This window comes from Endozoicomonas acroporae (genome assembly GCF_002864045.1).
Classification (GTDB): domain Bacteria; phylum Pseudomonadota; class Gammaproteobacteria; order Pseudomonadales; family Endozoicomonadaceae; genus Endozoicomonas; species Endozoicomonas acroporae.
On sequence record NZ_PJPV01000049.1, the window covers coordinates 1 to 20,780 of the forward strand.

The window sequence follows — 20,780 nt, forward strand, 5'->3', positions numbered from 1 at the left end:
GCAACCGCAGTAGGACAGTCTTAAGTCCGACAGGCTCCTTGGGTAAATCGAGATTAAAATGATGATAAGTAGTTGGTTAACGACTTATCAGGTCTCTTTTTTTTTATCACCTTTTAAATGCTCCCATCTTTTGTCAGGAACAAGGCGTTACCGTAACTGACTAATCGGTTAGTGATTTATACCAAAGTAAATTGTTAACTGCCAAGGATTCAAACAGGACCTGTCCGACAGTCTTTAACCTACAAGGAGAAATGGAATGGATACCGGCAGCCCCTCAGGGTTACTAAATAATGAACCCTATGCTTATATCAAAAACACGCTGGCAGAGCTTGAAGCAATTCATCAGAATCATCAACTGGCAGAACTGAACATTTCCCTTGAATTGAAACACGCTGGCGATGCTCATCAGGGTGCAGTATGGCATCGAAAAGTTAAGGTGGTTCAATCCAATACCTCTTTGCTTCAACGTTTTTTAAGACTTTTCACGACAGAGGGTCGTAAGCAGCGAAGACAACATCATGAAGCGGCTGCTTTATTCCGTGGTCAGTTATGGGAGTTACTCCAAACTGAAAAAGCGCCTGACAGTCTAAAAAAACAGGTCATACAGGCCGTGGAAAATGGCGTTCTGCCTTTTCTTAAAGAATCAGAGTGTAAAACGATCATCAGTAGTAAGGATACAATTCTAATTAACCCGAAAGAACGTAAAATTATCCGTGAAGCCGCTGGATTTCTGAAAAAAGAACTTTCCGGATTGCTGTCTCGCCTACCCCGGGTGACTTTGGAAGATAGCAGAGAAGTGCTGAAAGCCTATTATCAACTCATTATTCTGTCACCGGAATTGTTACCGGATGAGCATAAAGCTCACGAAGCTATCAGCAAGCTGGGAAAGCATTTTCGTAATACCCGGCAATCGGTTGGTTTTACTGACCTGAAAGATACCATCGCCCTGTCCGTTTTACATGACATTCGAGAGAAGCTGTCGCTTGAAGAGTATCAACAATTAACGAAACGAATCGGTAATGTATTTACCTATCCATACTCCCCGCGTCAGCGGCCTTTGCGGGATGCACTCAACCTGATTTTTAATAATGGCCTGGGCAGTTCATCTGTGCAGGGCCATCCCCGGGAGTTGGTTTCTGCCAAGGATCTGGCCTTGCTTAAAGATAGCTATCAGGGGCTATTTTTTCGTTACTCGCGAATACACCGGCTAGAGGAAAATCTGTTGGCCGACGGCTGTGCTGTAGCGGCCAGAATAAGTCGATTACCCAGTGAATTGAGAACGCTTGATCTGGACCGGGTTACACAAGACTTTCAGCAGTATGAGTCCTTAAGGCGCACTTTGTCCGCAGAAAATCAGGATCAAGACCAGGAATTTAAAGAACTCGAAGCCCGTTGCAAAACACATCGGGCCCTGATAGCAGAAGGTCGGGCGGCATTGTTGCATGTTCAGCTGAATCAAGGGCGGCGCTGGGAGTTAAATCTGTTATTAGAAGGTATAGGAAAGGCCAATATCTATGGTACTGATTCTGAACACAATCAGCAGATGTTCAAAAAGCTGCTGGATTTGGCTCAGTTAAGAGGACCACAAGTGGATTTAGCCCAGCTGGACTGGATCATAGCGCAGAACAAGAAAGCAAACAGACATCCGAATGTTGCCATTGAAGGCGCTGGGCCAACAGGACTGATGTTGGCTTTCACCCAGTTTCAGGAGGGGGCCAATGTCTCAGTGTTTGAGAAACGGAGCACTGCATATAACCGGTTGCAAGTGGTTCGACTGGACCCTAAATGGATGGATATGCTGAAGTTTTATCTTGGAGAACATTACTACGACCTGTTCGGTGAGAATGGGCAGGCTGGAAAGGGTATGGTTCGTGCGGATGGTTTGGGAGAAAAGGCAGGTGAAATTGTCACTCACCGGTTGGAAGAGGCTCTGAATCATAGACTGGCTGACCTGATGGCACGCAATTACGATCATACTTCCCAGCGTGATAACCCGCAGAAAAACCGATTGGAGCGGTTAGCTGCCTATGAAATGACCAGGGTAGAGGCCGGTGAACAAGGCTATACAGTACAGGCTAAATATCACCCCGGGAATGATCCCTCTCCCTTTGCCAACGGCAAGAAAAAGCCGCCTGCCGGTTATCAGAAACCTGAAGCAACGTTAACCCGTCCTGTGGATTTAGTGATTTGCGCCGGGGGTAAACATAGTCAGCTGCGTAATAAATATATGCGGGACAGGGCTGTAACGTCTGCCCGAAGCTATGGTGTCTGTTCCTGGGAAGGGCCAAAGGACCAGTCCCTGCAAAATGATCGGCTGGATACCTTTCCGGATTTTCGCGGGATGGTGGTACTTGATCAACAGTTTCAGCAGTTTTTCCAGGAGCAGATGATATCTCAGGTGGAAAGGATTGAGGGGCTGAGTTCAGATGAGCGAAGATTGCTTGGCCAGCAAACCCATGAGCAGTCCAGCGGTGTTCGCAGCTTGCAGTCATCCATCCATGGAAGAGTGATGCAGACCCGGTGTTTTGACAATAAAAACCTGGTCTATATCGGGATGGAGCTGCCTGAAGCATTTACTCAATTCTGCCAGAAGGTTAAGAAAAAGTTAGCGGCATTACCGGTGCCAGATCTGGATCAAAATGGTAATAAACGATCAGCAGCCGACCAGAAAGCTTGGCGTAATCAGCGCGTAGCCAGGGTACAGAAAGCGCTTTCCAAGGCTTGGTTTCAAACAGTGGCACACAGCTATGGTATTGACCAGTCGCTGGGTGTTACTCAGGAAATGATTGATGACTCATCGGTGGCGGTATTCTATTTACAGCAACGTCGGGTTTGGCGAAATGTGATAAAGAAAAAATCAGGCTCCCGTCAAGTGATGATCACTGCTGCTGGTGATGCTGCTGCCACTCCCCACTTTATGACCGCGAGCGGCCTGACTGGAGCCAGGGAGAATGTGCTGCATCTGCAAAACTACACAAGGGATGTGTGGAACGGACCAAGAATATATCAGGAATATGGGCTGGAACAAAGGCAGGACAGGCTTGAGCATGCACAACTGGATACGGCGGACTTTGTGATCCAGCAAGGACTGAATTTCCTGATTTAATCGGGATTAACTCGGAGGCTGACCATCTCACTCTTAGGGTAGACATTAAGCGTCTACTCCCCTCTTCGGAAAGTTAAAGATGGAACCACGAAGAACACGAAGAGCACAAAGAAGAGATTTTCTTTTCCTTCGTGCTCTTTGTGTCCTTCGTGGTTCCATTCAAAAGCCATTGAAAATGGAGGGGTAAGCTTAATGTCCACCCTAAGATCACTCACTATCCCCATGGTTCTTTAATATAGGCGGCACCCAATAACCTTCGTTGATCCCCCTGATCCTTAATCATGGCAAAATAAAAGGGGCGATTGATGTACAGCAGATTAGGTATTCCACCGCCAAGAATTTGGAATGAAGCCGCAACATGGGCACCTGCCTCATTGATGCTAAGGTTTGTCCTGTGTTTTCCTGAACCGAGCAACTCAGGGTAATCTGTCTCATAGACATAATCGAATTGATATTTGGGTAAATACAGTGAGACGTTCCCTTGATCAATTTCATCGTCAAATAATGAGTTCAAGCCTTCTGTCAGGATATGGCTGACTTCGTCACTGTGTTCTTGTTGCGCCGCTTTGGGAGGCATTATAAAAACAGCTTTCAACCCGGATTCCTTAACGGGCAAGGCAGTAAACTCAAAGTCTGAAATATTTTTATAAGTAACTAAGGTTGTCCCCCTGCCGCTTGTCATCCAGACGATCTCCGGCTGCTTCTGACCGTTCCAGGTCATGTCTGTTTGATATCTCTGGGGTATTGCCATGAAAGGTTGTTTCCACGATACATTTTGAAATAACCAGCTTACTAACAAGAAAGCTGTTTTTGGGTCTTTCAGCGTGCCAGGGTTGAGCAGGTTGGTAATCACTCCGTTAGTATCTCTGGCAATCTGTTCATTGAGCCTTTGAGTGGCGTTATCGTACCCTTGTTGTCTCAGTTCAAGACTGCTGGTACAGGGGACGCCCAACTGCTTCAGCGTCCTGTCAATGGTTGTGGTTTTAGAGAACAAATGGATTTTCTCCGGTGAACTGTGATCTGCCGGGTTGTCAGGTTTATCACTTATGTCATCGGGTTGTAGTTGTCGCAGTAACTCGTTGGCTACCTTTTCTGTTTCAGAAACCAGAAACGGTGAAGCCGCAATATTTCGATCACGAATATTTTTTTTCGCTATCTCCATAAAACGTTTAACATCCGACCCCAGATCGCTCATCTCTTCAAGAGAGTGAAAAACCCTGGAGTACGACGAGTCCGTTAATGATTGTGCGCTTGCGGATGCAGCGGTGGGTGAGTATTGTGCTGAGGGTGAAAAAGCAGGAGGAAAATTCATTTCATGGACTCCTGAGCCAAAAATAAGTTCTCATTATCGTCCTCAGAGCCTAGCTGCTTATTTGCATTTATCCACACTGTAGTGATGATCGATAATACCAGTATCCATACAAGCCGACTTTTGCTTTTGCCTTTGCCACCATAGCAATGGTGAGGCAATCGCCAGCATGCCAGCGGCATACGCCATTTTCCACCCGAGGCCCCAGGCAAGCATAAAGCAGAACAGGCAGCCAAGCAGGTTCATCCAGTGGTATTTAGCAGGCAGCAGCCGGAAAGCTGCCAGCATGGAGGCCAGGTAAATAATAACGAAAACCCCATTGACCCAGGAAACCAGATCTTCCAGATCCTGATCGGTACAGTGAGTAAAGATCAGAATCGCCGCAATGATGAGTAGTACGGTTGCCAGGGCGCGTTCGGAAACACCGTAACGATTCTGTTTACTGAACCAGGCGGGCAATACTCCTTCCTGGCTGAAACTCAGTGTCAGACGAATCAGACTGGCGATGTAAACATTGACGGTGGCAATACCACCTGCCAACCCGAGAGTCCCGATGATTGGTGAACCCAGCCCGCCCAACAGCTGATCAAAAACACCCGCCATGGCCAGGGGAGCCGTCACCGGTATGGACAGAATCAACCATGTGCAGGCCAGATAAATACAGCCAACGATGGTAATGCCGATCATGATGGCCGGTTTCAGGTCTTTTTCGGGGTTTCGAAAGTCACCTGCCAGATGGGACATGGCTTCCATGCCCAGAAAACTCCAGAAAGCAAGCCCGGCGGCTTTAAGAATCATGCTGCTGCTAACGACAGTTTTCTCCGGGGAGGCTGGTACATCAACTAAACCCCGGGCCACCATCATCAGAATCAGTACCACCATGATAGAAAAAGTCAGTATCAGCTGAAGGGTGGCAGAAATATGTATGCCGCGAAAATTCAGACCATAAAGCAAGACCAGGCACGCTAATTGAACAGCAATGGTTATTGAGCCCGGCACCATAAACAGAGCATCAATAAACTGGTAGGTCATAATGATGGCTGCGGGTGCGCCCAGGGGGACAGCGCAAAGAAAAATGATACCGATGGTTCTTCCGGCGACAGAGCCAAAGGCCTTTTCCACAAAATAGGCCGGTCCGGCTGCATGGGGGAACCGGCTGGCCAGACTGGCAAACACCAATGCCACTGGAATAATGGTCAGGGTAAGCAGGGCCCAGGCCCACAGGGCTCCGTAGCCTGCCAGTTCAATGGTTAACTGGGGAAGAATAAATACGCTGGTGCCCAGCAGGGTAGTGGTGAGCAGCCCTGCTCCCTGCCAGCAGCCAATTCCGGAAGTTGGTAACTGCACTGTGATGACTACCTCTGGGATATCACTTGTTATTTGTTTCTATGGCAACGGATTAAGGCATTTACTATAGGCCAGATTGACTTGGGATTCCGTCGAATTATCGGATACCCGGGGGAAATAATACAGTTGGTTTTCAACTATAGAATGGCCAGGGCATGTTCAATAGCGCTGTCCACATCATGCTGCCAGTTTAACTGTCCATTCTGGTATCTGCCTATTCGGCCATAGAGAATATCGGAGTCAACAACCACCAGTTGATCCTCGCATGAATCCAGGGCTGGATGGCAGCTGAGTTCTGTGGTCCGCTGCATTAAGTGCGTGAACTGTCCTGGTTGAAATGCAGATGATGACAGTACAGGCAGAGAACGTTGTATAAACAGGGCGCACCGGTCTGTTACCAGGTAGTAATGCACAGCCCTGGAGTTAAATCCATGGCCACTTAAACCATACATAACATAATCAGACGGCCATTGGTTCAGCAACGGCTCAAGATGGGCTTCAAGGTAATACAGGGGGATTTCCGTCAGACAGGAACCAAAGGCGTAGTCTGAGAGTGGCATTAAGTGCTCAGAGAGTGCTTTGGGCACCGGAGGGAAAGGAACACCAAGTGCTGCCAAATTCACGGCAATATCAGCAAGTGAGAAGGTAACCATTGGGTTTTGTGCATTCATAGATGATCCCCGTCGTTCATGGCGGCTACCTTAATATATGGTCGTGTAAAAATAGCTTCGGCTGGTGGCATACCTTTGATTCACTTCATCATTACTCAGCAGTTTATTTCTCCATAAATAGCTGCTGACAATATTGTTTTCCCGATCAGACAGTGGTTCATTTGACTGATGTTTACTGAGAAGAGGCTGGATACGACTCTCTTCTTCCTTAAGGGCCTTCCGCTCTTTGTTGACAATGTCATGCATTGGCAGGGTAAGAAACCCGATAGCGGATTCGTTTGTCGTAGGGTCACGCCACGATTCCCAATCATCGACTATCCGCCCTGCACAGAATAATGCCTGACTGTGTTCCTGAATCAGGAATATTCGCTGCCTCAGAGCGTTTTTAACATTCAGATCGAAGCAGGCTGGCAGTGATTCACACAACAATTCTACATCAAGCTTCTGTAAACGATCATAAGACTTGCGGGTCATCAGCCGGGGATAACCGACGCGGCATCCTTTACGGTATTCAGGGTTTATACTGTCAGCGGATGGCGCAATGATGTCTCTGAACGGGTAAAGACAGGTATCGTTATCAATGCCGATGACCCGGCCAGTTTCGTAGTCTATGAAGTAATTTCCATCATGTCGGTCTGGTTGGGCACAAATGGCATCCAACAGCTCAAGGTCAGCCAGGCCACTGAATATTTTGCTCCTGATTTCCCAGTTGCCTTCCTTATCCAGCAGTTCCTGATGGCCCAGCTTTTTCTCTTGTCCGGGAACAGCACTGACACTTACGCTGGTCTTGGCTGATGTTCCTGAAGCCAGTTCCATCTCCAGTCCAATCTGGTGGTTATGTTCGCAAAATGACATATCGGGCATTACGTTCATGCCCAGCAGGCGGGCAATCTCGCCGGTGGCCAGATTTCTGGCCGTAAGATTTGGATGATACCTATCGTGGTACAACTGTGGAGAGATGATTTTTCTCCAGCCTGAGATGTCAACGGCCAGTTCAGGTTTGAACACCCGCTTTACTGTGTCATTTCCGGTTTTATAGGATAACAGGTACACCGTATTCTCCTTCCCACTACCCAGCTCCCGGGGAGGATTGTCAGGATCCAGAAGTCGGTCAGTCCATCGGCCGGGAAGGGTGAGTTCATCGTTCAGATCATAGCCAACCCGCTTGAACTCCATTGCCGCCTGCCAGCTGATTTTCCCGGCAATAGATGATAATGCCGGTGAGTCTAATACCTGAAACAGCAGTAGTTGATCATTTCTGAGATCGGTGATTTTATGCCTTAAAATAATGAGGTTTAACTTGTCCAGACGATGATGGCGCTGAACGATTATTTTGCTTATTTCATTCTGGATTGCTTTATTACGGGTTAGAATCTGCTTCGCTTGCTGTTCTGCCGCTGTCTGTCCAGTGGGTATTTCCCGGGTTAACTGCTGCTCATAGCGACTGATCATGTGGTGAGCTGGAAGCTCTCCGGCACCTGTATTCATCTTTTCAGATAATGGTCTGGATACTTGCTTATGGTCAGACAAACAGCGCAGTTGTTGCAGGGTAGCAGCGGGTTGATTGAAGCGTTCCGTGACCCGTTCTTGAATAGCCTGTTTCCTCAAGGCCAGCTGCTTTGGTGTTAACTGACCGGGGTTGACTGACTGGTTATAGGCTGACAGTTGCTCACGGGCGTGGATGATCTCCCGCCTGAGGCAATCAGGTTTTACCAGTTCCAGTTCGCCACGCTTGTGCAGGTTCCTGATGTGGCTATGAAGCAGGGCAAGATCTTTGGGAACCCCTCTGGCTATATCAGCCTCCGCCTGGTGCCACTCTTTTTTTACCAGGGCCTCCAGGCGGTTCGCATAATACTTGCTCTGTGGTTCGTCTCTGCGTTCCACAATAATGGTTACACCCTGACCAAATGGGTTGGCCAATACTCTGGTATCCAGACCGGGAAATAACTCTGCCGAACCAATCCCGGGGTCCAGGGTCGATGGATATTCAAGAACTGCAGCAGGTCTTTTTCCCTGATAGACACTGAGCACCTGCTGCTCTGGGGATTGTAGTTCGGACCGATCAAGCCATTGGTAATGGCAGTGTTTCGAAACCGGGTGTCTTGTCTGCTCGGCAATGATTGTTTTATAAGCCCGACTGGGTTTCACCACCGCTACGATTGGCAGCAGGGGATCAAGCCCGGGCGTTTGCCCCTTAACCCGGGGACAAGCCTTACCTTTTTGAATTAATACGACATCAACCCATTGTTGATCCTCTTTGCTCAGGAATTGATCGAGCCAGGCAGTATCATGCAATGTATCGGGATCGACCTCTATCCATGGTGGCAGGGGCTTGAGGCAGGCACCCTTAAAGGCATTACTGAGTATTAATGTGACAACGGTTTGATCTATGTGCTTGCTTACTGCTGTATCGGGTGGGTCAGAGAAACCTGCAGAGGTTAACTGTTCCGGCCTTGTCGCTGGTTTGGTCAGACAGTTATCAGTGACCACTTGACCGATAGTGCGTTGTTCAAGGCTGGTAAAGCGGGCAACAGGTTCAGAGACCATAGAGCTGAGTGTTTGCGGCGCAACCGGAGGTGCCTTGGCAAAGTCTTTTTTAACCTCGACCGGGGGCTGATTCTCTGAAGGGTAACCTGGAGGTATCACAGGAGTCTCCATGACCTATGACTGACAATCCACCTATCGGCTGTTAAGAAGAGAAGTTCATAAAGGCAGTAAAAGGTACTTTAGTATTATTTCCAGACGCCACACAGGACGTTATTCCTTTTTACTAAAAGTCCTGTTGTATCGGCGTTATCAATAACCGCTCACCTCGCCTGCTCTTTACAAATCCTAACAAACCGATCCATAACTCTACCGACTTATACGCGCCATCTCTTTCCCGGGCTGTGGCTTTTGGATAAGCTACCGGGTTATTCATACAGACGGGGTCATGACTAGGAGGCTGTCCGAGAATAGCGCCCGTAGCGAGGATGGCAGAAAATTGAGGATAAAAATTCCGTTTTGTGAGGTGAATAGCGGGGCTATTTGCCGAACAATACGGAATTTTTAGACCAATTTGCTGTCACCGCAGTAGGGTAGTCTATTCTCGGACAGCCTCCTAGTACTAAGCCCCTGGTTTTCGAAGCGGATTTCACTTGTTGGGGACAACGATGATCATTAAACCAAGGATTCGTGGATTTATCTGCACAACCACTCACCCGGTAGGTTGTGAAGCCAATGTGAAGGAGCAGATTGCTTACACCCGGTCACTGGGTCCCGTAGCCAATGGCCCCAAAAAAGTGCTGGTGATCGGTGCTTCCAGTGGTTATGGACTGGCTTCCCGGATCACCGCAGCTTTTGGTTCCGGTGCGGCCACCATTGGTGTGTTCTTTGAAAAGCCGGCCACTGAAAGCAAGCCTGGAACAGCGGGCTGGCACAATTCTGCGGCCTTCGATCAGCTGGCCCACGAAGCTGGCCTCTATGCTAAAAGCCTGAATGGCGATGCCTTCAGCCACGCAGCAAAAGAAAAGACCATTGAGTTGATCAGGCAGGATCTTGGCCAGGTGGATATGGTTGTTTATTCGCTGGCATCACCCGTGCGAAAACTGCCGGATACTGGCGAGGTGATTCGCTCGGTACTGAAGCCGATGGGTGAGCCATATCGCGCTACCGCAGTGGATACCAACAAAGATGCACTGTTTGAAGCGACGGTGGAACCGGCCACTGACGCGGAGGTGGCAGCAACGGTCACGGTCATGGGAGGGCAGGACTGGGCACTGTGGATGAACGCGCTGTCTGCCGCGGGCGTTCTGGCAGAAGGCTGCAAGACAGTGGCCTACAGCTATATTGGTACGGAACTGACCTGGCCGATCTATTGGGATGGAGCCCTGGGTGAAGCCAAGAAAGACCTGGACCGTACAGCCCATGCCATCGATGATTCGATGAAATCAATCCATGGTTCAGCCAATATCGCGGTACTGAAGAGTGTGGTTACTCAGGCCAGTTCGGCGATTCCTGTTATGCCTCTTTATATCTCCATGGTTTTCAAGAAAATGCGGGAAGAGGGCGTACACGAAGGGTGTATCGAACAAATCAACCGTATGTTCCGTGAGCGTCTTTACCGTGGTGATGGTGCGGCTCCGGCAGTGGATGACAGCAACCGTCTTCGCCTTGATGACCTGGAGCTCAGGGAAGATATTCAGAAGCATTGCCAGGAGATCTGGCCTCAGCTTACCAATGACAATCTGGCTGAGCTGACCGATTACACCCTCTATAAAGAGGAGTTTCTGAAGTTGTTTGGTTTCGGTGTTGAGGGTGTGGATTATGATGCTGATGTGAATCCCCAGGTGCCTTTTGAGGTAATTGATATCTGACAGGTCGATCAGAAAGGCAGGGATGCCGCTGCTTGAGAATACGGGATATCAAAGTTATATGGGGATGTCCGTCAAGGGGGCCACTGCTTCAGACTACGCCGGAAAGCTCCGGCGTGTGCGTTGTTAAAAACCAGCCGCATCTATCAAAGGGTCAGGGGTCGTGTTTTGTCCAGATAGTCCCTCTGCAGAATGTACATTCTTAATACGTCACAGTATTGGCCATTGGTGAAATATTCCTGAATCATTCGACCTTCTTCAATAAAGCCGGTTTGTTGATAAAGGTGAATGGCTTTCTCATTGTCAACGGCCACTACCAGATACACTTTGTTCAGGTTGAGTATGGTAAAGGCGTAGTCCAGGGCCGATTTGATCAAGACACGGGCATGACCTTTCCCCTGATGCCCTGGCGCAATAATGATCTGGAATTCTGCCTTGCGATGCACATAGTCCATTTCGATCAGCTCTACCAGGCCGATGGATTCTGCTTCGTTATTTTCAGTGGCCGTAAGCTCAGCAACAAAACGGCGTTCGGTATTGTCATGGATATGCTTGCCATAAAGGTCTTCCAGTTCATCGAAAGACTCATAGGGCTCTTCAAACCAGTAGGACATAATGCTGCGGTTATTATTAAGAGAGTGCACAAACCGCAGGTCTTTCTTTTCCAGTGCTCTCAGTCGGATACTGCTTTTCATCCGGTGATTCCGTCAGTCAGAGATCGACTCTGTATATCAATAAGACTTCTACAGTCTGCCCCCTGTATTAGAGTGCAGAAGTTTCGATATTCTACGTGAGAGTAGGGGTAAATGACTATCTTATTTTTTTAATGAGTTGTGCGTTTGAGCAGTTATTTCATGCCATCTGTTTGCTGGCTGGAGTCATCATCGTCTCTGACTATCAATAGCGGGTAAAGGATTGCCTGTTTCAGTTTTGCCCTGATGTCGTTTTCTGCTATCAATAAAGCTATGATGCAAAGAGACAGTAAAAACAGTGACTACTGTCCTGCAAATCAGAAAGAATAAATGACAGAAAAAGCGAGTTTCACTATGTCTTCTGCACCTAACCCGTTACAGGAAAACATTGTTATTGTTTCCGCTGCCCGTACCCCAATGGGTGGATTTCAGGGTAACCTGTCGTCTATGACAGCGGTTGACCTGGGTACTATTGCGATCCAGTCAGCACTGGAGCGGGCAGGTGTCGCTCCAGAGGATGTATCAGAAGTACTGATGGGCTGTGTATTGCCAGCGGGTACCGGCCAGGGGCCTGCCCGTCAGTCGGCGCTGCATGCCGGTATTCCCGACCATGTCCCAGCCACGACAGTGAACAAAATCTGCGGTTCCGGTATGAAAACGGTGATGCTGGGAGCAACCCAGCTGAAAACCGGTGAAGCCGATCTGCTGGTGGCCGGTGGTATGGAAAGTATGACCAATGCCCCTTACCTGCTGGATAAAGCCAGGGGAGGGATGCGACTGGGTCACGGCCAGGTCAAGGATCATATGTTCACCGATGGTCTGGAGGATGCTTACCAGGGCGTGGCCATGGGGGTCTTTGCCCAGGCAACCGCTGATCGCTTTGGCCTGGGCCGCGAGGCTATGGACGACTATGCCCTTGCATCTCTGGAGCGGGCCAGCAAGGCGATCAGTTCTGGAGCGTTTGCTGAAGAAATTGTGCCGGTTGAAACCCGTAAAGGGCTGGTTGATATTGATGAGCAGCCGGGCAAAGCCAGGCCGGAGAAAATCCGTCAGTTACGTCCGGCCTTTAGCAAAGACGGCACGGTGACAGCGGCAAACTCCAGCTCTATTTCCGATGGTGCAGCGGCGCTCGTGTTAATGCGTGAAAGTGATGCAACAGCACAGGGCTTACAACCTCTGGCAAGAATTACTGGCTACCAAAGCCATGCTCAGAAGCCTGAAGAATTTACCATTGCTCCGGTAGACTGCATCCGTAAGCTACTGGAAAAAATTAACTGGCAGGCCAGCGAGGTAGACCTGTTTGAAGTGAATGAGGCGTTTGCCGTAGTGGCCATGATGGCCATCCGTGAACTGCGCCTGGATCATGATAAGGTCAATATTCATGGTGGTGCCTGTGCACTTGGTCATCCCCTGGGTGCCAGCGGTGCCCGCATTCTGGTAACGCTGTTGCATGCCCTGAAAAAGACCGGCGGCACCAAAGGTATTGCTTCACTCTGCATTGGTGGAGGAGAAGCTACCGCCATCGCGGTTGAGATGTTATAAAAAAAACTTACCGATACTTTTCGTGTGCACCAACCTGGCGAGCATGCACTAACCACTAATAAAAATGCCGCATGCCCCAGGCCTCACAAATAACAAAAAACAAGAGGCGGCATTTTTATATGGATTATCACCTTTCTGAACAGCAGGTCGCTTTTCGTGATCTGGCCCGACAATTTGCCGATGCCGAATTGGCCCCCCATGCAGCGCAGTGGGATCTTGATTGTCATTTCCCGGTTGATGTGATCAGGGCAGCGGGAGATCTCGGGTTCTGTGCCCTGTATACCCATGAGTCCATGGGAGGGCTGGGCCTGTCCAGGCTGGATTCCCATCTTGTTTTTGAACAGCTGGCCATGGGATGTACGGCTACCACCGCCTATATCACCATTCATAATATGGTTACCTGGATGATCAGTGAGTTTGCTACGGATCGGGTAAAGTCAGATTGGGGGGAAGGGCTGGTCAGTGGCAGCAAGTTGTCGTCCTATTGCCTTACCGAGCCCGGAGCGGGCAGTGATGCCGCATCGTTGATAACCAGCGCCGGGCGGGATGGCGATGAGTATGTGCTCAATGGCTCGAAAATGTTTATTTCCGGGGCTGGCAGTACCGATCTGCTGCTGGTGATGGCAAGAACCGGCGAAGATGGTCCGAAAGGCATTTCGGCCTTTGCCGTTCCCGCCAATCTGGCAGGTATCCAGTACGGCAAGAAGGAGGAAAAGATGGGCTGGAATGCCCAGCCAACCCGACTGATTTCATTTGACAATGTTCGTATACCCGCAGACCACCTGCTGGGAGCGGAAGGCCAGGGTTTCTCTTTTGCGATGAAGGGCCTGGATGGTGGTCGGATCAATATCGCCACTTGTTCCGTAGGTACAGCGCAGCAGGCACTGAACACGGCACGAGCCTATATGAAAGAGCGTAAGCAGTTTGGTCGCGAACTGGCCGGTTTCCAGGCCTTGCAGTTCAAACTGGCGGATATGAATACCGAGCTGGTGGCTGCCCGGCAGATGGTTCGACTGGCGGCCTTCAAGCTGGACCATCAGGATCCGGAAGCAACGGCATACTGTGCCATGGCTAAACGTTTTGCTACGGATATCGGGTTTCGGGTCTGTAACGAAGCCCTGCAGATTCATGGCGGTTATGGTTATATCAGGGAGTACCCCCTGGAGCGACATGTGCGGGATACCCGGGTCCACCAGATTCTGGAGGGAACCAATGAAATTATGCGTTTGATTGTCGCCCGTCGTTTACTTTCCGAGCGCATTTCTCATACCGGTATGGAGTTACAGTGATTATGTCTGAAAAGTTACGTCTCACCTGTGAAGAACGTACCGCCATTCTCACCCTGGACAATCCACCGGCAAATACCTGGACGCCAGAAAGTCTGAATGAGCTGGAGCAGATTATTCACCAGTTGAACCGCAAGTCTGATGTGATTGCCCTGGTGATCACGTCGGCTTCGGAGAAATTCTTCAGTGCAGGCGCTGATTTAAAGCGCTTTGATAACCTGACCCCGGAGGAAGCTCGTCCATTTGCTGAAAGCTTTGGTAGGGCTTTTGAAGCCCTCAGTAACTTTTCGGGGCTCAGCATTGCGGCCATCAACGGTTATGCCATGGGTGGTGGGCTGGAAGTGGCACTGGCCTGTGACCTGCGCATCGCTGAACGGGGTGCCATTATGGCCCTGCCAGAAGCGTCGGTGGGGTTATTACCCTGTGCCGGCGGAACTCAGAACCTTACCCTGCTGGTGGGCGAAGCCTGGGCCAAGCGCATGATTCTCTGCGGCGAGAAAGTGACCGCAGAAAAAGCATTGGCCATTGGACTGGTAGAGGAAATGGTGGACAGTGGTGAGAGTCTTAAACGGGCGAAATTGCTTGCGGCCAATGCCGGAAACCAGAGTCCGGATGCCTTGAGGGCCTGTAAAAAGCTGATCCAGATGGGACGTTCCGGATTTTCCAGAGATGCCTTGCCAGAGGAAAGAGAGCAGTTCCTGGCGTTGTTCAATGGCAGGAATCAGCAGGAAGGCGTCAGTGCGTTTCTTGAGAAGCGCAAACCTGAGTGGCATTACGACTGATTCGGCTATTTTGAAGAAGGATGATATTAATGACAAAAATTGCGTTTATCGGCCTTGGCAATATGGGTGGTCCCATGGCTCAGAACCTGGTGCAAGCCGGGCATGATGTCTGTGGTTATGATCTGGTTCCAGAGGCACTCGAGCAATTGGAACAAGCCGGAGGCTCAAAGGCCGAATCCGTGACTGAGGCTGCACAGGGTGCCAGTGTGGTGATCAGTATGTTACCGGCTGGCAAACAGGTCGAATCACTTTACCTGGGAGATGATGGACTCTTCAAAACGATGGGGAGGCGTTGTCTGGTGATTGATTGCAGCACTATAGAAGCTGAAGTTGCCAGAAAAGTCGGGCAGCAGGCAAAAGAGCAGGGTATCGACTTTGTTGATGCACCGGTGTCCGGTGGTACCGCCGGTGCTGCAGCTGGAACACTGACGTTTATGGTGGGAGGCAGTGCCGAGACCGTAGAGCAGGCCAGACCCTATCTTGAGGTAATGGGGCAGACTGTTTTTCACGCTGGCGATACGGGTGCGGGGCAGCTGGCCAAGATCTGCAACAATATGCTGCTGGCTATTGTTATGACAGGCACATCGGAAGCTCTTAAACTGGGTATCGATAATGGCCTTGATCCGGCAGTACTTTCAGAAATCATGAAGAACAGTTCAGGTGGGAACTGGGTACTGGACAAGTACAACCCGGTGCCGGGCGTCATGCCCCAGACTCCAGCCAGTAATGGTTATCAGGGCGGTTTTATGGTGGCACTGATGGCCAAGGATCTTGGTTTGGCTCTGAATACGGCTGCCAGCAGCCATACCGCAACGCCCATGGCATCACTGGCTGACAATCTGTATAAAATGCATGCAATTCGCTCCGGCAGTCACCAGGACTTTTCAAGCATTATTCAGCTGTATGAGTCAGCAGATTAGATGGTTATTGGCTGCTATTTCTTTGCATGCATGATCAATTTTATTATTCAATAGATAGATGCCGATTATCGTTCAGTTTATTTTTCTTCTGTTGATATGACTCAATGTTTTGCTCAGAATCTGTTCTAATTTTGAACAGTTGTGTCAGATAATGGTTCTGTTTTTGTAAATCAGGTTATACAATCTTTCCGATTTATCTGAAGTTCTGGCCGGGTAACCCGGTCGGCAGTGATCATCCATCTGAGGTAACCTGTTCCCATGCAAATACTTATGAGTCTGGTGGGTATTGCCAGCCTTCTGGCACTTGCTTTTTTACTGTCCGATAACCGAAAAGCGATCAACCTGCGAACGGTGGGTGGTGCCTTTGCTATTCAGGCCGGGCTGGGAGCGTTGGTTCTTTATGTTCCGCTGGGCCAGGAAATTCTTGGTGGTGTCTCCAACGCGGTAAGTAATGTTATCAGTTACGCCAATCAGGGTATTGGTTTCCTGTTTGGTGACCTGGGTAACTTCAAGGTCGGCTTTATTTTTGCCATCAATGTACTGCCGATTATCATTTTCTTCTCCTCTCTGGTTGCGGTTCTTTACTATCTGGGTGTTATGCAGAAGGTGGTTACCTTCCTGGGCGGTGCGTTACAGAAAGTATTGGGTACCAGTCGTACAGAGTCTCTGTCGGCAACGGCAAACATCTTCGTTGGCCAAACGGAAGCTCCTCTCGTGGTAAGACCCTATATTGGTCGTATGACTAATTCTGAGCTGTTTGCCATCATGGTAGGAGGTCTGGCTTCTGTTGCAGGCTCTGTTCTGGCCGGCTATGCAGGTATGGGGGTCGAGCTTAAGTACCTGATCGCAGCAAGCTTCATGGCGGCACCTGGTGGTCTGCTGATGGCCAAGATGATCAAGCCGGAAACCGATACTCCGGATAATTCTGAGCTGGTTGATGACGAGGATGACAATGAAAAGCCTGCCAACGTAATAGACGCAGCCGCTTCTGGTGCCTCTTCCGGTATGAAGCTGGCCGCTAACGTTGGTGCCATGCTGCTCGCTTTCATTGCCCTGATCGCCATGGTTAACGGTATCATGGGCTGGATTGGTGGCTTCTTTGACTACCCTGACCTGAGCCTTGAAATCATTCTGGGCTACCTGTTCAGTCCGCTGGCCTTCCTGATTGGTGTGCCAATGCATGAAATCGTGACAGCGGGCAGTTTCATTGGCCAGAAGCTGGTGGTGAACGAATTCGTTGCCTACATGGATTTTGTTAATTACCTGAACCCTGAAGCGGCTGCGGCGGCTGGTGTTGAAGTGCTGTCACAGCGTACGCAGATCATCATCACCTTTGCTCTGTGTGGTTTTGCCAACCTGTCTTCTATTGCCATTCTCCTGGGTGGTCTGGGCGTTATGGCACCACACCGTCGTCAGGATATTGCCCGCATGGGTATCAAGGCAGTGGCTGCTGGTACTCTGTCTAATCTTATGAGTGCAACCATCGCTGGTCTGATGCTGTCTCTGTAATGTTTTTTGGGCCACGGTCTGACCGTGGCCTGCTTTCCTTCCTGTATTTTCCCTTCATCAGCTGAATCTAACGCTTTTCAGGAAATGGCCGAATGACATAGTGAAATAATTATGTCGGGGTATCTGTGTGTATTGCTGGCATGGATATCTTTCTGAACCTGTCGTGAGTGTGCAAGGATGAACCTGACAACAAGGATTTTATGCTCCCGTAAAGACAAGAAATTTTCGCAGCAGGCCCTGGCGGATTTGATTGGTGTATCCAGAAGTGCACTGGCCCAGTGGGAAACCAGTATGAGCAGTCCCAGTCTCGAGAATCTGCGAAAAATGGCTGAAATTCTTGAGGTGTCTTTCGAGTGGCTGGCCACCGGGCGTGGAAACCAGTACCTGGTCAGCTCTGATGAGGTCATCAGTGACTCGGAAGTGGATGGGGAGATTATCGGTCAATTACATCGAATGAACCTGATGAAGAAAAGAGCCATTCTTAATGTGATGAGAGCAATGGCATAAAGTAACAAAATACGCTCAGACAAAAGCGCCTTACCGGCGCTTTTTCGCTTTTTGCGGAACAGTTTCAGAATGCAGTGATCTATTTGATCATTTCCCGGAACTTATTGCCCGGCTTGAACTGAGGAAGTTTGCAGGCGGGGATATGAATTTCTTCACCGGTTTGTGGATTGCGCCCCTTCCTGGCCGCCCGATCTGCTACCGAAAATGTGCCAAAACCAATAAGTTGAACGATATCGCCGCTTGCCAGTGTCTCCTGTGTGTTGCTGATAAAGGCATTGACAACAAGCTCGGCCTTGCTTCGGGACAGGTTAGCTTGTTCAGCGACTTGCTCAACCAGTTCTTTCTTGTTCATATCCAGTCTCAGGGAATTACCAGTTATGTGGAAAGAAAATACCAGAAGATGGGTGATCCGCCTCTGGCTTCGCTTGGCTCAGGGAAAAACCTGGGCAGGTGGTGAAACACAATCAGCCTGACGTGTATCTCTTGCTGGAAAAACAGATGATGGGAGAAAACCAGGAGCCTGTCGGACTTAAGCGTCCGTAGCGAGGATTGCGAGAAATTGAGGATAAAAATTTCTGCTTCTGAGGAGAATAGCGGGGCTATTTGACGAAGAAGCAGGAATTTTTAGACCAATTTATCGCAACCGCAGTAGGACAGTCTTAAGTCCGGCAGGCTCTAGAACAATATAGAAGTTTTTAGGCGCTTTATCCGGTTTCGTGACTGAATTATTTTGAGGTGGCTGCCAGGTGGGTACTGGCAGCTATTGTGTCGGCTTATTTCCCCAGTTCGCGCTCCAGTGGGATCATGTGATGTTTTGGCTGCAGTACCAGAATATCGGTTTTGACCTCGGAGATCAGCTGTTCGGCGGTATTGCCAATAGCCAGGGCGCTGATACCGGTTCTTGCGTGAGTGCCAAGAATCAGCAGTTTGGCATCAATGTCTTGCAGCAGCGCGGGGATCATGGTCTCGGTTGGACCGGGTTCAATATGGAAATAGTCTTCATTGAGATTGAACTCCCGGGCATATTCCTGACAATGCTTTTCGTAGTAGTCCTTGTCAGTCCGTCCATCACCGTGATCCTGAATCGCCAGCATCGTTGTCGGGTAAGCGGTAGCCAGATGCAGCTCTGATGAGAACTCACTGGCGATGTCCGTCGCGTATTGCAGGATCGCCTGGTTAAGAATGCTGTGATAATGGTCTCTCGGGTCGGCGTTAATGGCCGCGAGGATTTTGCCTTTAGTCCAGTCACTATTATCCTGCACCAGCAGTACAGGAACCCGGCAGCGGCGGAGGAGGCTCCAGTCTTCAGGCGTAGAAAAGGCTTTCTTGAGGGCGGTGATTAACTTGGCATCTTTGACTACCAGGTGGCAGCGTTCCATCTGACGCACATGGATAATGGTTTCAATAACAGAGCCATTCCATGTTTCATGCAGATAAACCTCCTGACCCTCAGCCATCAGTGGCTCAGCCAGTGCTTCCAGGCGAACCATTGATTCACCATCGGCCCTGGGGTTTGGCGCAAGAATATGCAGGGCAGCACCGGTTACCCGGCAGATCTGGCTGGCCCGTTCAAGGGCAAGCTGCTGTTCCTTTCTGGTATCAACAACGACCAGAACCTTGGTAATTCCACGCATGGTTTTTCCTCTCTTGCTGATTATTCTGTTTGTTATAGTTCCATCATGCATGAGCTTAACTGATGTTTTTATGATCTGGGTCAATAAAGTGTTGTGCAGTTAGGAGTATGCGGGTCTTATCTCCAAAAAAATGCATTAACAAAATGTCACAGGTGCTCAAAGGAGGATTAAAAAGTTGATGTGGGCGGTGCTGATGCATCTGACTTTTGTCGCCTCAGCGTTCTTTATGGGTCTGCTCGATCTTCTGCTTCATAAGAAAAAGAAAGATATGGATGCCTCTCTTTAACGCTCTTGTGCCGCTCGTGTTACCATGCTGGCTCAGCCAGGTGAGCCAGTTATGACCGATATTTCGCCCATTCTTGAATTCTTACCCTGTCCGAGCCCTGAGGCGTGGATTGAGGAAGCGCGCAAACCAGAGAATCTTGCGGTGATTCTGGTTGATCATGCCAATAATGAACTGAAGGCCGCTCAATCAGCGATGGCGATAATGAGCCGTTATCGCACCGGGACGTTCGGCCGGGGTAACGGCCGCTGTGAACAGCAGAAAGGTGGGCTGCAACTCAGAATAGAAGATCAGCTAAGCCTGCTGAACAAAATGTCCAGACTGGCCCGTGAAGAGTTGCGGCACTACGAGCAGGTTCTGGCCATTATGACTCGCAGGGATATTCCCTATGTTTACCTGGAAGCCGGTCGCTATGCGGGGCAGTTAAGTGCTGCCATCAGAACGTTTGAACCATTCAGACTGGTCGATACCCTGGTGATGGGAGCGTTTATTGAAGCCCGTTCCTGTGAGCGTTTTGCGGCACTCTCGCCATGGCTGGACGATGAATTGAAGAAGTTTTATCGGTCATTATTGAAGTCTGAAAGTCGACATTTTCAGGACTATCTGGCACTGGCAGAGGCCATTAATGGTGGGTCAGTGGTTGACCGGGTGGCAATATTCGCCGGGATTGAACAGGATGCCATTGAGTCTCCGGACAAACTATTCCGTTTTCACAGTGGTGTGCCTGTCTGAGAATATTGGTGCCATCCTCGCTACGGGCGCTATTCTCGGACAGGCTCCTGGCTGTCTTTGCTTTTAAATAAACGTCCGGGGGATAAAAAAAGGGAAATAAATGTCCAA

Annotated in this window: 16 protein-coding genes; 9 read left to right on the forward strand and 7 right to left on the reverse strand. The window is 49.6% G+C overall.

What is annotated here, in order from left to right; all coding sequences use genetic code 11:
- The first annotated feature begins 256 nt into the window (after positions 1–256).
- A complete protein-coding gene (locus tag CX664_RS08310; protein ID WP_101746288.1) occupies positions 257–3,106 on the forward strand; it encodes an FAD-dependent monooxygenase family protein in 2,850 nt (949 codons plus the stop codon).
- A gap of 214 nt (positions 3,107–3,320) precedes the next feature.
- On the opposite strand, the gene CX664_RS08315 is transcribed toward CX664_RS08310, so the two are convergent.
- From CX664_RS08315 to CX664_RS08330, 4 genes are all read right to left on the reverse strand, one after another.
- Positions 3,321–4,418: a serpin family protein gene (locus CX664_RS08315; RefSeq protein ID WP_101746289.1), complete on the reverse strand. Its 1,098-nt coding sequence runs from the start codon at positions 4,416–4,418 to the stop codon at positions 3,321–3,323.
- A gap of 57 nt (positions 4,419–4,475) precedes the next feature.
- Entirely contained in the window at positions 4,476–5,762 is a 1,287-nt protein-coding gene (gene yjeH / locus CX664_RS08320; protein ID WP_101746290.1) for an L-methionine/branched-chain amino acid transporter, read from the reverse strand.
- Between the two features lie 137 nt (positions 5,763–5,899).
- The gene (locus CX664_RS08325; RefSeq protein WP_101746291.1) at positions 5,900–6,433 is read right to left on the reverse strand and encodes a hypothetical protein; all 534 of its coding nucleotides are present in this window, start codon (positions 6,431–6,433) and stop codon (positions 5,900–5,902) included.
- A 30-nt stretch (positions 6,434–6,463) separates the two neighbouring features.
- Positions 6,464–9,079 carry a protein kinase family protein gene (locus CX664_RS08330; RefSeq protein WP_145999893.1) on the reverse strand — a complete coding sequence of 872 codons (2,616 nt, stop codon included), beginning with the start codon at positions 9,077–9,079 and terminating at the stop codon, positions 6,464–6,466.
- Positions 9,080–9,585: 506 nt separating this feature from the next.
- Here CX664_RS08330 and fabV point away from each other — a divergent pair.
- Complete coding sequence (gene fabV / locus CX664_RS08335; protein ID WP_101746293.1) at positions 9,586–10,788, forward strand: enoyl-ACP reductase FabV; 1,203 nt, start codon at positions 9,586–9,588, stop codon at positions 10,786–10,788.
- Between the two features lie 143 nt (positions 10,789–10,931).
- Here the strand turns inward: fabV and speG are convergent, their stop codons facing one another.
- Positions 10,932–11,480: a spermidine N1-acetyltransferase gene (gene speG / locus CX664_RS08340; RefSeq protein WP_101746294.1), complete on the reverse strand. Its 549-nt coding sequence runs from the start codon at positions 11,478–11,480 to the stop codon at positions 10,932–10,934.
- 327 nt (positions 11,481–11,807) lie between these two features.
- On the opposite strand from speG, the gene CX664_RS08345 reads away from it, so the two are divergent.
- The 6 genes from CX664_RS08345 to CX664_RS08370 all read left to right on the forward strand — a co-directional run bounded on the left by CX664_RS08345 (position 11,808) and on the right by CX664_RS08370 (position 18,023).
- Positions 11,808–13,019, forward strand: coding sequence for a thiolase family protein (locus CX664_RS08345; protein WP_241693327.1), 1,212 nt, complete (start codon positions 11,808–11,810; stop codon positions 13,017–13,019).
- A gap of 119 nt (positions 13,020–13,138) precedes the next feature.
- Complete coding sequence (locus CX664_RS08350; protein WP_101746332.1) at positions 13,139–14,308, forward strand: acyl-CoA dehydrogenase family protein; 1,170 nt, start codon at positions 13,139–13,141, stop codon at positions 14,306–14,308.
- A gap of 2 nt (positions 14,309–14,310) precedes the next feature.
- A complete protein-coding gene (locus CX664_RS08355; RefSeq protein ID WP_101746295.1) occupies positions 14,311–15,087 on the forward strand; it encodes an enoyl-CoA hydratase in 777 nt (258 codons plus the stop codon).
- Between the two features lie 29 nt (positions 15,088–15,116).
- Positions 15,117–16,007, forward strand: coding sequence for a 3-hydroxyisobutyrate dehydrogenase (gene mmsB, locus CX664_RS08360; RefSeq protein ID WP_101746296.1), 891 nt, complete (start codon positions 15,117–15,119; stop codon positions 16,005–16,007).
- A gap of 258 nt (positions 16,008–16,265) precedes the next feature.
- On the forward strand, positions 16,266–17,516 hold the full coding sequence (locus tag CX664_RS08365; RefSeq protein ID WP_101746297.1) for a NupC/NupG family nucleoside CNT transporter: 1,251 nt from the start codon (positions 16,266–16,268) through the stop codon (positions 17,514–17,516).
- Between the two features lie 177 nt (positions 17,517–17,693).
- Positions 17,694–18,023: a helix-turn-helix domain-containing protein gene (locus CX664_RS08370; protein ID WP_101746298.1), complete on the forward strand. Its 330-nt coding sequence runs from the start codon at positions 17,694–17,696 to the stop codon at positions 18,021–18,023.
- Positions 18,024–18,102: 79 nt separating this feature from the next.
- Here CX664_RS08370 and CX664_RS08375 read toward each other — a convergent pair whose 3' ends face one another.
- Together CX664_RS08375 and CX664_RS08380 are read right to left on the reverse strand one after the other, a co-directional pair.
- Positions 18,103–18,375 (reverse strand): HU family DNA-binding protein, encoded by a 273-nt coding sequence (locus CX664_RS08375; protein WP_101746299.1) that lies wholly within the window; start codon positions 18,373–18,375, stop codon positions 18,103–18,105.
- 421 nt (positions 18,376–18,796) lie between these two features.
- On the reverse strand, positions 18,797–19,657 hold the full coding sequence (locus CX664_RS08380) for a universal stress protein (protein ID WP_180966430.1): 861 nt from the start codon (positions 19,655–19,657) through the stop codon (positions 18,797–18,799).
- 337 nt (positions 19,658–19,994) lie between these two features.
- On the opposite strand from CX664_RS08380, the gene CX664_RS08385 reads away from it, so the two are divergent.
- Entirely contained in the window at positions 19,995–20,672 is a 678-nt protein-coding gene (locus tag CX664_RS08385) for a MiaE family protein (protein WP_101746301.1), read from the forward strand.
- The last annotated feature ends 108 nt before the right edge of the window (positions 20,673–20,780 follow it).

What these genes read in the sequence shown, in the direction of transcription:
- CX664_RS08345 (WP_241693327.1), top strand. Translation starts at nt 11,808, where the DNA reads ATGACAGAAAAAGCGAGTTTCACTATGTCTTCTGCACCTAACCCGTTA.
- mmsB (WP_101746296.1), top strand. Translation starts at nt 15,117, where the DNA reads ATGACAAAAATTGCGTTTATCGGCCTTGGCAATATGGGTGGTCCCATG.
- CX664_RS08385 (WP_101746301.1), top strand. Translation starts at nt 19,995, where the DNA reads ATGACCGATATTTCGCCCATTCTTGAATTCTTACCCTGTCCGAGCCCT.
- CX664_RS08355 (WP_101746295.1), top strand. Translation starts at nt 14,311, where the DNA reads ATGTCTGAAAAGTTACGTCTCACCTGTGAAGAACGTACCGCCATTCTC.
- CX664_RS08315 (WP_101746289.1), bottom strand. Translation starts at nt 4,418, where the DNA reads ATGAATTTTCCTCCTGCTTTTTCACCCTCAGCACAATACTCACCCACC.
- speG (WP_101746294.1), bottom strand. Translation starts at nt 11,480, where the DNA reads ATGAAAAGCAGTATCCGACTGAGAGCACTGGAAAAGAAAGACCTGCGG.
- CX664_RS08350 (WP_101746332.1), top strand. Translation starts at nt 13,139, where the DNA reads ATGGATTATCACCTTTCTGAACAGCAGGTCGCTTTTCGTGATCTGGCC.
- fabV (WP_101746293.1), top strand. Translation starts at nt 9,586, where the DNA reads ATGATCATTAAACCAAGGATTCGTGGATTTATCTGCACAACCACTCAC.
- CX664_RS08370 (WP_101746298.1), top strand. Translation starts at nt 17,694, where the DNA reads ATGAACCTGACAACAAGGATTTTATGCTCCCGTAAAGACAAGAAATTT.
- CX664_RS08365 (WP_101746297.1), top strand. Translation starts at nt 16,266, where the DNA reads ATGCAAATACTTATGAGTCTGGTGGGTATTGCCAGCCTTCTGGCACTT.
- CX664_RS08375 (WP_101746299.1), bottom strand. Translation starts at nt 18,375, where the DNA reads ATGAACAAGAAAGAACTGGTTGAGCAAGTCGCTGAACAAGCTAACCTG.
- CX664_RS08325 (WP_101746291.1), bottom strand. Translation starts at nt 6,433, where the DNA reads ATGAATGCACAAAACCCAATGGTTACCTTCTCACTTGCTGATATTGCC.
- CX664_RS08310 (WP_101746288.1), top strand. Translation starts at nt 257, where the DNA reads ATGGATACCGGCAGCCCCTCAGGGTTACTAAATAATGAACCCTATGCT.
- CX664_RS08380 (WP_180966430.1), bottom strand. Translation starts at nt 19,657, where the DNA reads ATGCGTGGAATTACCAAGGTTCTGGTCGTTGTTGATACCAGAAAGGAA.